Raw genomic sequence first — 14,458 nt, 5'->3', positions numbered from 1 at the left:
CCACCCGACCGGCTGGGGAAGCCGAAAGCCGTTGCTTGAAAAAGCGGGAAGCCCCCCTCCCTCGGGGAGAGGGGCTTCAAACCGTCAGGCGTGCTCGTGGCTGGCGGCGCCGACGACCTTGTGCGGATAGGCACCGCGCTGCGGCGCCTTGTGGACCATGGTGTAGGCGTAGTCGACGCCCATGCCGTAGGCGCCGAAATGCTCGCGCACGATGTTCATGACGCCGTCGTAGGTGCCGCGCTTGGCCCAGTCGCGCTGCAACTCCAGCAGCACGGTCACCGAGGTCATCGACTGGGCGCCGGCCTGCTCCATGCGGCGCACGGCGGCGTCGTGCGATTCCTGCGAGGTGCCGCCCGACGCGTCGGTGACGATGTAGACCTCGAAGCCCTCCTCCAGCGCGCACAGCGTCGGGAACAGCAGGCAGGCCTCGGTCCACAGGGCGGCGATGACCAGCTTCTTCTTGCCGGTCGCCTTGATGGCGGCAACCAGACCCTCGGAATCCCAGCTGTTCATCGAAGTGCGCTCGATCGGCGTCTGCTGGAGCACGTCCATCAGCTCGGGCCAGATGTAGCCGGAGAAGCTCTCGGTCTCGACCGCCGTCAGGATGGTGGTGGCGCCGAACAGCTTCGCCGTCTTGGCCAGGGCGATCGTGTTGTTCTTGAGCTGCTGGCGGTCGATGTTGACGACGCCGAAGGACATCTGCGGCTGATGGTCGATGAAGAGGAAGACGGTGTCGTCGGCGTTCAGCAGCTTCTTGGCCTGGAAGGTCATGTCTCTGTCCCTTGCTGTCGAGATTGGGGGTGTCGGGATTGGGGAAACCGGGCGGAGGCGTGGGCGCTCAGGCCTTGAGGAAGGCGAGCAGCGCCTCGTTCACCACATCCTTGTGGGTGGTGCACAGGCCGTGCGGGGCGCCGGGAACGATGGTCAGCGTGCCCTTGGGCAGCAGGGCGGCGGCGGCCTTGCCGGTGGTTTCCAGCGGCACGATCTGGTCGTCGTCGCCGTGCAGCACCAGCGTCGGCACGATCATCTTCCTCAGATCCTCGCGCAGGTCGGTCTCCGAGAAGGCCTTGACGCACTCGTACTGCGCCAGCAGGCCGCCCTGCATCCCCTGCATCCAGAAGGCGTCCATCACGCCCTGCGACGCCTTGGCGCCGGGGCGGTTGTAGCCGTAGAAGGCCGGGGTGAAATCCTTGAACCATTGGGCGCGGTCGGCCGCAACGCCGGCGCGGATGCCGTCGAACACCTCCGGCGGCACGCCGTCCGGATTCCAGGCGGTCCGCACCATGATCGGCGTGACGGCGCCGATCAGCACCGCCTTGGCGACGCGCGACACGCCGTGGCGGCCGATGTAGCGGGCGACCTCGCCGCCGCCGGTGGAATGGCCGACATGGACGGCACCCTTGAGGTTCAGCGCCTCGGTGACGGCCGCGAGGTCGTCGGCGTAATGGTCCATGTCGTTGCCGAAGCCCGGCTGCGAGGAGCGCCCGTGGCCGCGCCGGTCGTGCGCGATCGTCCGGTAGCCGCGCTGGGCCAGGAACAGCATCTGGTCCTCGAAGGCGTCGCCGGACAACGGCCAGCCATGGCTGAAGACGACCGGCTGGCCGCTGTCCGGCCCCCACTGCTTGACGTGGATCTGAACACCGTCCCTGGTGGTCACGTAGCTGCCCTGGAGCATGGCCTGCTTCCTTGTGCCTCGGTTGCGCGATCCGTGGCGGCGATGCTAGCGAGGGGCCGGCCGGGCGGATTGCCTCTTCGGAACGGCTTTTGAAGGTTCCGCGCATTCCGGCGGCCGGACGGCGCCGGACGGTCAGACCGGCCGACTGTCCGCCGACCTCGGAACGGCGCCCGCCATCGTGCCCGCCCTCGTGCCCACCGCCGCGTGGCGGTGGCGCCAGGCGCGGGGCGTGACGCCGGTGAGGCGGCGGAAGGTGCGGGAAAAGTGGCTCTGGTCGGCGAAGCCGCAGGCGAGCGCGACGTCGGCCAGCGTCCGCGTGCCGTCCCGCATCAGCGTCTTGGCGTGCTCGACCCGGCGCTGCAACAGCCATTGGTGGGGGGAGGTGTCGGTGGTCTGGCGGAAGGCGCGGGCGAAATGCCCGACCGACAGCCGGCATTCGGCCGCCAGATCGGCCAGCCTGATCTCCCCGTCCAGCCGGGCGGCGATCATCTCCTTGGCCCGCCGTTCCTGCCAGGGGGCGAGCGCGCCGCCGGTCCGGACCGCGGACAGCCGGCCATGGGCGGCGACGACGTGCGTCGCCAGGGCGCAGCTCACATGGTCGAGGAACAGCAGGCTGATCCGCTCCGGCGCGGCGAGCGCCGGCAGGATGGCCGCCGCCATCGCGGCGATGGTCGGGTCGGCGACGCAACCGCTCGGCTCGATGTCGAGATCCTCGAACCGCTCCGGCCCGTCGTCCGGGAAGACCGTCTCCAGCACGACGCGCGGCAGATGGAAGGTCAGCGTGTCGAAGGCGCTGTGCATGTGGCAGGCGATGTCGTGCCGGAAGTCGTGGATGGTGGTGAGCCCGGCGATGTCGCGCGGCCTCGCCACCGGCTTGCCGTCCACCCTGATCTCGGAATGGAAATGCGCCAGATGGTGGCTGATCAGGAAGGCGTCCTCGATCGCCGGGGAGTCGAGCGGCCCCAGCCCGTCGATGTCGCAGCGGACGCGGGCGATCCCCACCGCTCCCCGTCCGAGCCGCCGGATCAGCACCTCCGGCTTGGCCGGCGCCGGAATGAAACCCAGGTCGAGATTGCTTCCAGCGGCCATCGCCGTCGCCATCGTTGCCTCCCCTGTCCGGCCCGGACGCCTCCGGCCCCGGCGGCCGGCTGCTTCCTTATGCCGCAGGGTAAGCGATGGTCGTTGCGTAAAACTACTGAACGCAGATTGGGTTTCGCCATGCCTGGGGCGAGCCGTCCTAGACCTTGGTCTAGGATGGAGCCTGGGAGGGGGTTTGGGACGGCGTCAGGCTGTCGACGATGCGCACCAGCTCCACGACCGACTGCGCCTCCAGCTTGCGCATGGCCTGCCCGCGGTGCAGCTTCACCGTCGCCTCGCTGAGGCCGAGGTCGCCGGCGATCTGCTTGTTGCGCCGGCCGGCCACCACCATCAGCGCCACCTCGCGCTCGCGCGCCGTCAGGCTGTCGAAACGGCTGCGCTGGACGGCGAGGCCGCGTTCCCGGTCGCGCTGCTCGCGGTTGCGCGCCATCGCCGCGTGGATGGCGTCCAGCAGCTCCTGGTGATGGACCGGCTTGGTCAGGAATTCGAAGGCCCCGGCCTTCATGGCGCGCACCGACATCGGCACGTCGGCGTGGCCGCTGATGAGGATCACCGGCAGGCGGCAGGGCGAGCGGGCGAGCTCGGCGTGGAAATCCAGCCCGCTGCGCCCCGGCAGGCGGACGTCGAGCACCATGCAGCCGGCGTCGATGGCCGGGCCCAGATCGATGTACTGCTGCACGGACGCGAAGCTCCGCGCCCGCAGCCCGACGGACTCGAGCAACCCCTCCAGCGCCTCGCGCACCGCCTCGTCGTCGTCGATGATGACGACGGTCACGCCGTCCCCGGCCTTCGTTCCCATCATTCCCTCCCGGACGTCGCAGGCGGTTTCACGGGCAGCACGAATTCGAACACGCTTCCGCGCGGCACGGCGGGCCCGGCGGCCAGCCGCCCGCCGTGAAGCTCGACGATGGACCGGCTGATCGACAGCCCCATGCCCAGCCCGTCGGGCTTGGTGGTGTAGAGCGCCCGGAAGAGGGTTTCGGCGTCGGCCTCGGCGATCCCGACGCCGCTGTCCTCGACGCGGACGCGGATGCGGCCGCCCCCGGGGCCGGCGGCTTCGGCGTCGGTGGTGATGCGCAGCCGCCGGTCGTCGATCTCCGGCGCGGCCATCGCCTCGATGGCGTTCATCACGAGGTTCAGCAGGAGCTGCTGGAGCTGGACCCGGTCGCCGTGAACCCAGGGCGGCCCCTGGATCAGGTCGGTCTCCACCCGGATCCGCGCGCGGCGCAGTTCCGCCCGCACCAGCGCCAGCGTGTCGGCGATCAGCGCGCTCATGTCGACCCAGCCGGGGTCGGCCGGGGTGCGGCGGGCCAGGGCGTGGATGCTGCGGACGACGTCGCCGGCCCGCTGGGCGTCGCGGACGATCCGCTCGACCACGGCGCGGGTCTTGGCCAGATCGGGCTGCGCCTTCGACAGATGTTGCAGGCAGGTGCCGGCGTTGGTCACGATCGCCATCAGCGGCTGGTTGACCTCGTGGGCGATGGCCGTGGCCAGCTCCCCCATCATGGTCAGGCGGCCGATGTGGGCGAGGTCGGCCTCGGCCCTGCGCAGGGCCTCGGCGATCTGCCGGCGCTGGGTCAGGTCGCTGAACACCAGGATGGCGCCCGCCACCTGCCCGCGGTCGTCGATGACGGCGGAGCAGCGCTCCTCGATCACCACGCCGCCCGCCGCCACTCCGGCGCACTCCGGCGCCCCGGCGCGGGGCAGCAGCCTGGACAGGCGCTCCGGCGGGGCGAGCGGGCCGCTGCGCAGGGCCAGCGCGGCGAAATCCTCCAGCGGTTCGTGGGTCTCCTCGTCCACGGCAACGAAGACCGTGGCGAGCGGCAGCCCGGCCGCCTCCGCCGCCGTCCAGCCGGTCATCGCCTCGGCCGCCCGGTTCATGAAGCCGACCCGGCCGTCGGCGTCGCACAGGATGACGCCGTCGCGGATGCTGGCCAGCGTCGTGGCGTAGCGCCGCTCGCTCATCCGCAGCTTGACGTCGCTCGCGTGCTTGTAGAGCGCCATCTGGATGACGGTGCGCATCTGCGGCTCCTCGAACGGCTTCAGCAGATAGCCGAAGGGTTCGGTCAGGCTGGCGCGCCGCACGGTCTCGTCGTTGGCGTAGGCGGTCAGGAAGACGATCGGGATGCGGTGGGTGTCGCGGATCCGGCGGGCCGCCTCGATCCCGTCCATCTCGCCTTCCAGCCGGATGTCCATCAGCACCAGATCCGGCTGGTGGCGGCCGGCGAGCCGGATCGCGTCCTCCCCGCTGGCCGACGTGCCGACCACCTCATGACCCATCCGGGCGAGTTGCTGCTGGATGTCGCGCGCGACGATGCGGTCGTCTTCAACGATGAGGATGCGGGCCGCGCTCATTCATGCCCTCGGGTCCAGCCCTTCAAAGGGAAGGTGACGACGAATTCGGCGCCTGTCCTGGAATTGTGCTGCAAATGTCCGTGCAATTGACCGGTCAAATCCTCGACAAGCTGAAGCCCGATGGTTCCCAACCTATCGGGAACACGGCCACCGGGCAAGCCCACGCCATCGTCGCGGACGGACAGGCGGCACACCTCCCCATCGGTGGTAAGGGCGACCCGCAGCACCCCGTCGCGCCCGTCCGGAAAGGCGTGCTTCAACGCGTTCGACACCAGTTCGTTGACGATCAGGCCGCAGGGCACCGCGCGGTCGAGGTCGAGCGTCAGCTCCTCCAGCTCCAGGTCCAGCCGGACCGCCCCGGTGCGCGGGGCGTAGGCGCGCAGCAGATGGGCGCACACCGATTCCAGATGGGTCCGCATCGGCACCCGCGCGAAGTTGCCGAGCCGGTACAGATTCTCGTGCACCAGCGCCATCGAGCGGACCCGGTCGCGGCTGTCGGCGAACAGGGCCGCCACCTCCGGATCCTCGATCCGGTTCGCCTGGAGGTTCAGCAGGCTGGTGACCAGTTGCAGGTTGTTCTTGACCCGGTGGTGGACCTCCTTCAGCAGCGCCTCCTTCTCCTCCAGCGTCGCGGTCTCCAGGGAGGCGGCGGCCTGCGCGCCCAGCAGGGTCAGCACGTCGACCCGCCGGCGGGTGAAGGCGTGGGTCGCCAGCGCGTTCTCCAGATGGAGCAGCCCGACGACCCGCGTCTGGCGGACCAGCGGCATGCACAGGATGGAGCGCGCCTCGGCGTCGCGGACATAGGGGTCCGCCGAGAAGGGGCCGGGCAGCCGCGTGTCGTCGACGATCAGCGTCTCCTGGTCGCGGATGGCGGCGTGGATCATCGCGTGCGGCAGCGCAAGCCGGTCGGCGTCCTCCTGCACGAGGCGGACGGACACGCCGTCGAGGCCGGTCGACGCCTCCGCCTCCACCCGCAGCCGACCGTCGCGGGCGAGGATCAGCAGCCCGCGGCTGGCGCCGGCCTGCTCCAGCACCAGGGTCAGAAGGGTGGTGGTGAGCCGCTCGACGCTCGCCTGGTCGGACACCGCCCGCAGGGTCTCCAGCAACGCCGCCAGATCGGCCCCGTCGAGGGTGCGCGGCGGCTCCGGCACCGCCTCGGCCTGCTCGGCCGCCAGGGCGGGATGCAACCGGTCGAGCTGCCGGACCTTGGCGGTCGCCCCCCAGCGACCGTAGCCGGCGCGGGCCTCCCGCAGGCAGGCCAGTTCGAGCGTCGGCAGGCCGATTCGGCGGTAGAAGGCGGCGGCGCGCTCGTTGGCCAGCGCCTCGACATGCGGCAGGGCGGTGCGCCGCGCCGCCCGCACCGCACGGTCGTAGCCGCGCATCGCCTCCTCGCTCCGTCCGTCGATCCGCGCCGCCTCCGCCTCGACCAGGGCGAAGCGGGCCTCGAAGCCGTCGGGGTTGTTGGCGGCCCACGCCCGCAACGGCTCGCGGTGCCCGGCCAGGGCCGCCGCGTGGCGCAAGCGCTCGGCGTCCGGGACACCACCGTCCGGGGCGCCGCTCTCCAGCAGGCCGGCCCGCGCCAGCGCGCCGTAGAAATGGAACTCGGCCATCTCCAGATGGCCGGAGCTGGTCCACAGCAGCCGTTCCGCGCGCTCGGCGGCGGCGACGGCGGCGGCGGTCTCGCCGGCGATGCAGCGGACCTGAAGGACGCGGATCCAGTGCCAGCAGAGGGCGATGTCCAGGCTGGGGTTGGCGCGCAGCCGGGTCTCGAAGGCGGCGCCGTCGAAATCCGGACCGTCGAAGGATCCGGGGCCGTCGGTCAGGCCGCGCAGGGCGCGCAGGGCCCGCAACTGGGTGGTCAGGATGTCGATGCACAGCCCGAAGCGGACCTGCCGGACATAGGCGAGCCGCGTCTCCGCCGTCCGCTGCACCGTCGCCAGCGGGTCGCCCGCCGCCAGCATGCTGGTGACCAGCGTGACGCTGGTGAAACCGCCGTAGGTGACGTCGCCGGCCTCGCGCGCCTCGTCGAAGGCGCGCAGCAGCAGCGCCCGCTCGCTGCGGACGTCGCGCGTCCAGGGCACGACGTGGTAGGCGAAGGTCATCAGCACCCGCGCCCGGTAGCGGGTCCGCCCCTCCCGCTCCGAAAGGTCGAGGCCGAGCCGGCCGAACGCGTAGCCGGCGGCGTAGTCGCCGAAACAGGGGCCGGCGACCATGCCGAGATAGGCGAAGCCGAGGGCGGAGGCGTCGCTCCGGCCACGCTCCAGCGACAGGTTCGCCATGCGGCACAGGATCAGGCAGACCAGATTGCGGTCGCTGAAGAAGGCGGGCGGCAGCGCGGCGGCCAGCACGTCCAGCGTCGCCCGGCTGTCCGGATCGTCGGCGGCGGGAAGCCCCGCCAGGGAGGCGATCGGCCGGTCGCCGATGGCCGCCCGCAGCCGCCGGTACTCCCGCTGCACCAGATCGTCGGACGGGTGCGCCGGCCAGTCGGTCCCGACCTCCCGCAGATAGGCCAGGCAGCTGCCGATGGCCCGGTCGCTGCGGTCGATGGCGGTGTGGACGGTCACCAGCAGCGCGGTGATCGCCGCGCGGTCGGCCAGCGTGGCGGCCCGCCCGACGAGATCGCCGAGGCGCTGTTCGGCCAGCGGCAGGTCGCCGTTCAGGAACTCGCATTCGGCGCGCAGACGCTCCAGGGCGAAGCCCAGCCGTTCCTGGTGCTCCCGGCGCCGCCGGTCCGGGCACGGCGGATCGTCGAGCAGGGACAGGCCGCGCAGCGCGTAGGCCAGGGCCGCCCCATGGGCGCTGGCGGCCTTGGCCCGATGCCCGGCGGCCAGATGGAGCGCCGCCACCTCCTCCCGCTCGCCGGGATCGTCGAGCAGGGAAAGACAGCGGTCGTACTGGCCGACCAGCTCGAACAGCCCCTCCCCGGACTCGTCGCCGGCGGCGAGGCCGCCACGCAGGGCGCGGGCGACGGCAAGATGGAGGGCGCTCCGCTCCGCTTCCGGCACGAGGGCGCCGGCCCCCTCCTGAACCCGGTCGTGGAGGAAACGGTAGCCCTCCCCGGTCCGCAGCAGCAGCCCCTCGGCGACGACCGGCTCCAGCGCCCGCTCGACCGCGCCGGCCGGCAGGCCGCCGGCACGCGCCAGGATGGCGAGCCGGACGCTCGCCCCGAGCCCGGCGAGGCGGGCCAGCAGATCCCGCGTCACCGGCGGGAAGCGGCCGAGCCGTTCGGTCATCAGCGTGGCGACGCTGTCGCCCGACCGCGCCGCGCGGACCGCGTCGATGTCCCAATCCCAGCGCCCCTCCGCCGGATCGAAGCGCAGGTGGCCCGAACGCTCCAGCGCGATCAGGAGCTGCGCCGCGAAGAAGGGGTTGCCGCCCGTCCGCCCGTGCAGCGCGTCGGCGAGCACCGCCACCTCGTCGGGTGCGACGCCCAGGCTGTCGGCGACCAGCCGCCGCAGGTCGGCGGGCGGCAGCGGGGCCAGATCGATCTCCTCGCGGTCGAGGTCGCGCCCGGCCGTCCGCACCCGCTCGATCAGCCCCAGCAGCGGGTGGCCGGCGCCCACCTCGTCGCCGCGGTAGGCCCCGACCAGCAGCAGATGGCCGGGGCCGCCATGGGCAAGCAGGCGGTCGAGCAGGTCGAGGGTGGCGCGGTCCAGCCATTGCAAATCGTCGAGGAACAGGACGAGCGGGTGCTCGGGACGGGCGAAGACCTGGAGCACCCGGCGGAACAGGCGGTCGAAGCGGTTCTGCGCCTCCTGCGGCGGCAGCGCCGCGACCGGCGGCGGCTCGCCGATCAGGCCGGCGAGGTTGGGGATCAGGGCGGTCATCAGCGCCCCGTTGTCGCCGACGGCCTCGCGCAGCTCGCGCCGCCAGTGGTCGCGGTGCAAGGCGGGCTGGCCGAGGATGCCGTCGACCAGCGCCCGGAAGGCGTCGGCCAGGCTGGCGTAGGGAAGGTCGCGCCGGCTCTGGTCGAACTTGCCGGCGGCGAACAGCCCGCGCGGCGGCACGACCTGCTCGCGCAGGGACCGGACGACGGAGGATTTCCCGATCCCCGACCGGCCGGCGACCAGCACGACGCCCATCCGGCCGCGCTCGGCGACACGGTCGAAGGCCGCTTGCAGGGCGGCCACCGGCCCGTCGCGCCCATGGAGCGCCGGCGGCTGGACCAGCCCCTCCGGCCGGTCGCGCTGGCCGACCGGGAAGAACGGGACGCGGCCCTGGGTTTCCCACAGCCGCGCCGCCTCGGCGAGGTCGCGCAGAAGCCCCTCGGCGCTCTGGTAGCGGTCCTCCGCCGTCTTGGCGAGCAGCCGCAGCAGGATGTCGGAAACGGCCGACGGCAGAGCGGGATCGACCAGCGCGGGCGGTACGGGCGCGCGGGCCAGATGGCAATGGACCCACTCCGTCGGCTCGCGCGCCGTGAAGGGCAGCGTTCCGGTGAACAGCTCGTAAAGGGTGACGCCGAGCGTGTAGAGGTCGCTCCGCCGGTCGACCGGCCGGTCCACCCGCCCGGTCTGCTCCGGCGCCATGTAGGCGGGCTGGGCGGGCAGTTCCGCCATGTCCTGCTGAGGCGTGGCCGACGGCGCCCCGGCCCGGCCGAAGCCGGTCAGGCGCACCGTCCGGTCGTCGCCGACCAGCAGGTTGAAGGGCCGCAGATCGCGGTGCAGCAGCCCGCGCCGATGCAGCGGCACGACCGCCTCGACGATCCGCGCCGCGAGGGCGAGCCGCTGCTGGAGAGTCAGCGTCGCCAGCGCCAGCGCGCAGAGGGGCTGCCCGCCCGGATCCGCCATCGTCAGAACGGGCGGGTCGCGGTGGCGGAGCAGATGCAGCGGCTTGACCGCCCAGGCGGGATCGAGGCGGCCGGCGAGGTCATGCTCCCGCCGCAGGAGCGCCGCCGGACCCGCCGCCCTCCGGCCATCCGCTTCCACCGCCCGGACCAGCAGGGGAAAGGGCTGGCCCGGACGCGTCATCCGAATCAGCCGGGTCTCGCCATCGCTCCCCAGAACGGTGACGCCGGGACCGGAGTCCATCGGATGATCCATGCTCGCACCCACGCAACCGCCCTTCCCCACCGGGGCAGCGCGCACACTGGCATGGCGGGCGTCTCCCGGACAGAGGCAAGATGGGGTCGGGCCGCCGTCACGGGAACGGGCCGGCGACCATGCCGCCGGCCGGCGAAGGCGACGCAATCCTCCGGCGGCATCGGCCGGGCGAGGCCACGGAGCGCGGCGATGGCGCCTTCGATGCGCGCGGGGGTGTCGACGGCGAAGATCGGGAACGCGGGCGGGACGGCCAGGACCGAGGAGGCCGGCGTCACGCCTGCGGCTGGCCGTCGAAGACGCGCAGTTCCCAGAAGTTGGAGGTCAGGCGGTCGTTGGCGTTCAGCGGGACGTCGCGCGGACCGCCGCCCAGCTGATGGCTGCGCTGGTCCCGGACCAGGAAGATCGGCTCCGGCCATGCAACCTTCAGCGTCAGCTTCCTGTCGGCGAACTGGTAGCGGATCGCCGACAGGATCGGGGCCACGCTGGCGAAATCGCCGCTGTCCGTCTTTGACAGCATGGCCTTCCCCGCCAGCGTCGTGCGGTTGCCGCGGCGCCGGTAGAACTCGACATAGGGCCGGTTCCGGAAGGGCTGGTGCGGACGGACATGGACGCCCAGCACGGACAGCCAGTCCTCCGGGCTGGGCATGTCGGCGATGCCGCCGGCGTTGGCGGCCTGCTCGAGCAGGGCGAACCCCTGCGGCCAGAGCGCGCGGACCTCGTCCGGCAGATCGGTGATCGCCTGCCGGACGATCATCTCGGGCGTCAGCAACTCGTACCGGTCCAGCCATCGCGCCACCGACGACGACCACACCACCATCTCGCAGATCAGGGCGCCGAGCGCGAACCGGTCGGTCTCGACCATGATGCCGGCGTCGCTCACGGCCGGGTCGGCGGCGATCCGTTGCAGAAGCTCCGGATACTGATAGCCGGCGGTGCCGAGCGGGCGGCAGGGCATCCCGTTGACCAGCCGCGGCAGTGGCGGAACCGAGGGGTGGTGGAAACCGTCGAAGTCGCACAGGCAACACACCGTTTCACCGTCCGGTCCCGGTCCGATCATGATGTTTCCGGACGACAGGTCGCCGTGCACGATGTTCATCGTCTCCAGCGCCGCCACGGCGCAGCACAGATGCGCGGCGTAGGTGCGGCGCGTCTTGGCGGGAACGCCGTCCCAGGCATCCTGCTCCTTCAGCCGGCCGAAATCCTCGGCGCCGCCGCCATAGCGGGCGCCGATCTGCATGGCGACATGGCCGATGATCTCCATGCCGTTGATGGTGCAGCGCGGCAGCCAGGCGTAGGGAACCCCCTGGAACAGCCAGTCATGGTTCTTGGCCAGTCCGGAGCGGACCAGGAAGTCGGTCCGCCCCTGACGTTCGGCGATGTCGAGCTTGAAGATCTTCAGAAAGGACGGCAGCGTCCCGATGGTCGGGTGATGGCAGTCGACAAGAACACCGTAGGCCTCCAGCCCGGTCCTGGCGCGGGCGCGTTTCTCGTCATAGACCGTGAACGCGACGGCCTGTCCGCTCGATATGTTGGTCGCCGAGAATTTCTGCTGGTATAACTTCTTCAGATGAGCGCCCGCGAATGAGTATGTGCTCATTGAATTCCCCGATCAAAGCGGATGCCGCGCATCCGGCGCGCGACGTCCTCAGAGCTCCATGATCGCCTTGGCCACGCCGTCGGCCCCCGTGCCGGTTCCCGCCATGGTGCCGATGGCCGGCAGGAAGGTCTTGATGTCGCTGCTCTTTTGCAGCTTCTTGTAGAGTTCCGGGTTGGACGCCAGCGCGGTCATGAACTGGTCGTTCGGCTGGCCGAAGCCGATGCTGACGATCCGTGGCGTGCCGGCGGGAATCTGGAGCCCCTTGATCTTGTCGGCGGTCGCCAGCGCCAGCGCACCATTGTCGGGAGCGCCGTCGGACAGGAAGAAGACGAACGGCTCGAAGTCGGTGGGAGCGCCCCCGTGCGCCGTCAGGATGTCGAGCGCTTCCGACAGCGCGGCCGCCGCGTTCGTCGATCCGCTCTGCCCGGCGAACGCGGTCACCCCGTCGAGGTCGATGTCGACCTCCGACTGCGCGGTCGCCCGGACCGTGCAGTTCGAGCCGAAGGCGATGACCGAAACCTTGAAATACGGCTTCTTTCCCTGCGACAGGAGGCGCATCTCCTCGATCATCGTCTCCATGGCCTCGTTGACGTCGCTGGATGGACGTCCGGACATCGAACCGGAATCGTCGATGATGAAGACGACGTGCCACGGCGACTTGCTGGTTATCCGTAATGCCGGCATCCGTATGCTCCTGCGTTGCTTGCGCGGCGATGATCGGCAACCGTCCGTCATTCGCCGCCGATTGGGCCGATGAAGATGAATCAGTATCGATCGCGCGCCGATGCCTTGACCGGATCGGCGTTCCCCGCCGTCGCGGACCGTGGGGACGTGCCACGCAACGCCGCCTCCAACTCGCGGCACAGCACATCCGGACTGTACTTCCCAAGGGGAACGAACGGCTTCGGCAAGCCGGTCGCCTCCCCTCGCAAATAGGACATGACCTTCCGGTAGCACCCTTCCTGGGTGATCTCGTATTCCGCACTTTTGCTTGGATGATCGACAACGGACGGCGTCGATTTCCTGTACACGGATCTCATTATCCTATCGATCAGATCGCTGTCTCTGTTTTCATCGCATACGATATGAATTTTATCCGTAAAATACCTATGCATCAAAACCCAGCGGAATTTAAATTCAAAACTTCGCCCTTTGTTTGGCAATTCATGATCGAACATCTTTGATATTTGGAAAAATGTCTTTTCTATGTCGGATATTATCTCATGGATTTTTAAATCCTCTCCCAAATTGAGCCGCCCACCGGCGTTTCCTGCCGCATCCGCCGTCTGGTGGCGCTCCGCGGCGTTGGCCGGCGACGGTGCGGCGGGCTGCCCGGACGCGGCGGCGTCCCCGCTTTCCGGCCGGCCGCCGTCGTCCCTCGGCGCGGGCCTGTGCAGAGCTTCGTCGGGCGCCGGCGGTGGCTGGACACCGTCCTTCCCCGGACCGCCGGCATCCAGCGGCCACGAGGCGCAGGCCAGGCTGTAATTGTCCCTCTCGGCGCCCGGAGCCTGCCACAGCGCCTGCATGACCCCAAGCGGGTCCGGGCGCCCGGCGATCGATTGGCCGATCTCGCCCAACCTTTCGCCGCTTTGCAGCGTGCGGTCGAGGCCGTCGCTGCCGAGGAGAACGCGGATGCCGCTGGCCCTCGTCTCGTTCACTGTGTAGTTGATCGGCCCGCCGACGAAATCCATCGGCGCCGACAGGGACACGAAACTGGAGATTTCCAGGGTTTCGTCGGACCGCAGGGCATGGTTGCGCACCGGCTCGGTCTGCGGAGCGGTCTTGTCGATGAGCACCGCGCCGTCGCCGACCCAATAGACAAGGCCGCACTCCCGGCCCAGGCATGTGACGAGCAGTGTTGAATTGTACCAGAAATCGTCCCGTTCCTCGTAGCGGCGGTAGAGGTCCGGCGCCCAGTCCGGCGGACTGACGTCGGGCATCGACCGCAGCCAGTCCCGGTCGCTGTGCAAGGCCGCGCGCACCACCCTGGCCAGATGGCCGGGAAAATGCTCGCGCACGCCGGCGACGCTCAAGCCATGCTCCCAGAGGAAGGTGCGGGTGGCCCGATAGGCGGCGACACAGGCCAGCCGGGAGGCGCGTTCGGCCCAGAAGGTGCGCGTGCTGACGCCGTCGGCCACCGCGGCGAAGCTGTACACATCGCCGTCCTTGCCCCGGATGACGGCCGACAGGGCGGCGTCCTCGTTGCGGCTCTTGTCCTGCTCCGGGCCGAAGCAGGTGATCGCGAAGGGCCCGCCCGCCACGCCGCCCGACAGTTCCGCCACCTCATGCCCGTACAGACGAAGCGCGAGCGGCGGTTGGGGCAGCACACGGTCGCGGTTCCGGCAGCGGGGCAGCAGAAGCGCCCCGCCCGACGCCTCGACCTCGACCTCGACCTCGACGGGCGTGCCCTGCCTGGCCGCCGTCCACAACGCATCCGCGCGTTCCGCCGGGACGGCGGCCATGCCTTCGTAACAGCACAACAGGTCGAAGAGGTCATCCGTGTCCGGCGTGGAAGCTGGCGTGCTTATCGACGATGGTCCTGTCACCGCTGGTCTCCCGGAGGCCTCACCGCCAAACGCTCGGTCCGATGGGCGCTCGGGAATATCTTGAAAAATCCTCAAAGGACTTGTCGTTTTTTAATAGCAAAAGAGCGCCTTCATTGAGGCATATTACATTCCATAGTGACGGTCAACA

9 protein-coding genes are annotated in these 14,458 nt (G+C 70.3%); all 9 read right to left on the bottom strand.

The features are described from left to right. Positions 1 to 84: 84 nt before the first annotated feature. The 9 genes from J2847_RS04810 to J2847_RS04770 all read right to left on the bottom strand — a co-directional run bounded on the left by J2847_RS04810 (position 85) and on the right by J2847_RS04770 (position 14,226). Positions 85 to 771 carry a hydrolase gene (locus tag J2847_RS04810; protein WP_209777402.1) on the bottom strand — a complete coding sequence of 229 codons (687 nt, stop codon included), beginning with the start codon at positions 769 to 771 and terminating at the stop codon, positions 85 to 87. 67 nt (positions 772 to 838) lie between these two features. Beyond that, complete coding sequence (locus J2847_RS04805; RefSeq protein ID WP_209777401.1) at positions 839 to 1,675, bottom strand: alpha/beta fold hydrolase; 837 nt, start codon at positions 1,673 to 1,675, stop codon at positions 839 to 841. Positions 1,676 to 1,807: 132 nt separating this feature from the next. Next, positions 1,808 to 2,776 carry a helix-turn-helix transcriptional regulator gene (locus tag J2847_RS04800; RefSeq protein WP_209777399.1) on the bottom strand — a complete coding sequence of 323 codons (969 nt, stop codon included), beginning with the start codon at positions 2,774 to 2,776 and terminating at the stop codon, positions 1,808 to 1,810. 148 nt (positions 2,777 to 2,924) lie between these two features. Then, entirely contained in the window at positions 2,925 to 3,575 is a 651-nt protein-coding gene (locus tag J2847_RS04795) for a response regulator transcription factor (protein ID WP_209777397.1), read from the bottom strand. After that, positions 3,572 to 5,128 (bottom strand): response regulator, encoded by a 1,557-nt coding sequence (locus J2847_RS04790; protein WP_209777396.1) that lies wholly within the window; start codon positions 5,126 to 5,128, stop codon positions 3,572 to 3,574. The genes J2847_RS04795 and J2847_RS04790 overlap by 4 nt, the downstream gene beginning before the upstream one ends. Further along, positions 5,125 to 10,155, bottom strand: a complete 5,031-nt coding sequence (locus tag J2847_RS04785; protein ID WP_233474292.1) for an AAA family ATPase — start codon at positions 10,153 to 10,155, stop codon at positions 5,125 to 5,127. The genes J2847_RS04790 and J2847_RS04785 overlap by 4 nt, the downstream gene beginning before the upstream one ends. Positions 10,156 to 10,438: 283 nt before the next feature. Next, the gene (locus tag J2847_RS04780; protein ID WP_209777392.1) at positions 10,439 to 11,764 is read right to left on the bottom strand and encodes a protein kinase family protein; all 1,326 of its coding nucleotides are present in this window, start codon (positions 11,762 to 11,764) and stop codon (positions 10,439 to 10,441) included. 48 nt (positions 11,765 to 11,812) lie between these two features. Then, a complete protein-coding gene (locus J2847_RS04775; protein ID WP_209777390.1) occupies positions 11,813 to 12,448 on the bottom strand; it encodes a VWA domain-containing protein in 636 nt (211 codons plus the stop codon). Between the two features lie 80 nt (positions 12,449 to 12,528). Continuing rightward, on the bottom strand, positions 12,529 to 14,226 hold the full coding sequence (locus J2847_RS04770) for a protein phosphatase 2C domain-containing protein (RefSeq protein WP_209777389.1): 1,698 nt from the start codon (positions 14,224 to 14,226) through the stop codon (positions 12,529 to 12,531). Between the last annotated feature and the right edge of the window lie 232 nt (positions 14,227 to 14,458).

The organism is Azospirillum agricola, assembly GCF_017876095.1.
GTDB classification, from domain to species: domain Bacteria; phylum Pseudomonadota; class Alphaproteobacteria; order Azospirillales; family Azospirillaceae; genus Azospirillum; species Azospirillum agricola.
The sequence above is the reverse complement of the archived record's forward strand: the minus strand, read 5'-3'. Positions and strand labels throughout refer to the sequence as shown.

What these genes read in the sequence shown, in the direction of transcription:
- J2847_RS04810 (WP_209777402.1), bottom strand. Translation starts at nt 771, where the DNA reads ATGACCTTCCAGGCCAAGAAGCTGCTGAACGCCGACGACACCGTCTTC.
- J2847_RS04805 (WP_209777401.1), bottom strand. Translation starts at nt 1,675, where the DNA reads ATGCTCCAGGGCAGCTACGTGACCACCAGGGACGGTGTTCAGATCCAC.
- J2847_RS04800 (WP_209777399.1), bottom strand. Translation starts at nt 2,776, where the DNA reads ATGGCGACGGCGATGGCCGCTGGAAGCAATCTCGACCTGGGTTTCATT.
- J2847_RS04795 (WP_209777397.1), bottom strand. Translation starts at nt 3,575, where the DNA reads ATGATGGGAACGAAGGCCGGGGACGGCGTGACCGTCGTCATCATCGAC.
- J2847_RS04790 (WP_209777396.1), bottom strand. Translation starts at nt 5,128, where the DNA reads ATGAGCGCGGCCCGCATCCTCATCGTTGAAGACGACCGCATCGTCGCG.
- J2847_RS04785 (WP_233474292.1), bottom strand. Translation starts at nt 10,155, where the DNA reads ATGGACTCCGGTCCCGGCGTCACCGTTCTGGGGAGCGATGGCGAGACC.
- J2847_RS04780 (WP_209777392.1), bottom strand. Translation starts at nt 11,764, where the DNA reads ATGAGCACATACTCATTCGCGGGCGCTCATCTGAAGAAGTTATACCAG.
- J2847_RS04775 (WP_209777390.1), bottom strand. Translation starts at nt 12,448, where the DNA reads ATGCCGGCATTACGGATAACCAGCAAGTCGCCGTGGCACGTCGTCTTC.
- J2847_RS04770 (WP_209777389.1), bottom strand. Translation starts at nt 14,226, where the DNA reads ATGGCCGCCGTCCCGGCGGAACGCGCGGATGCGTTGTGGACGGCGGCC.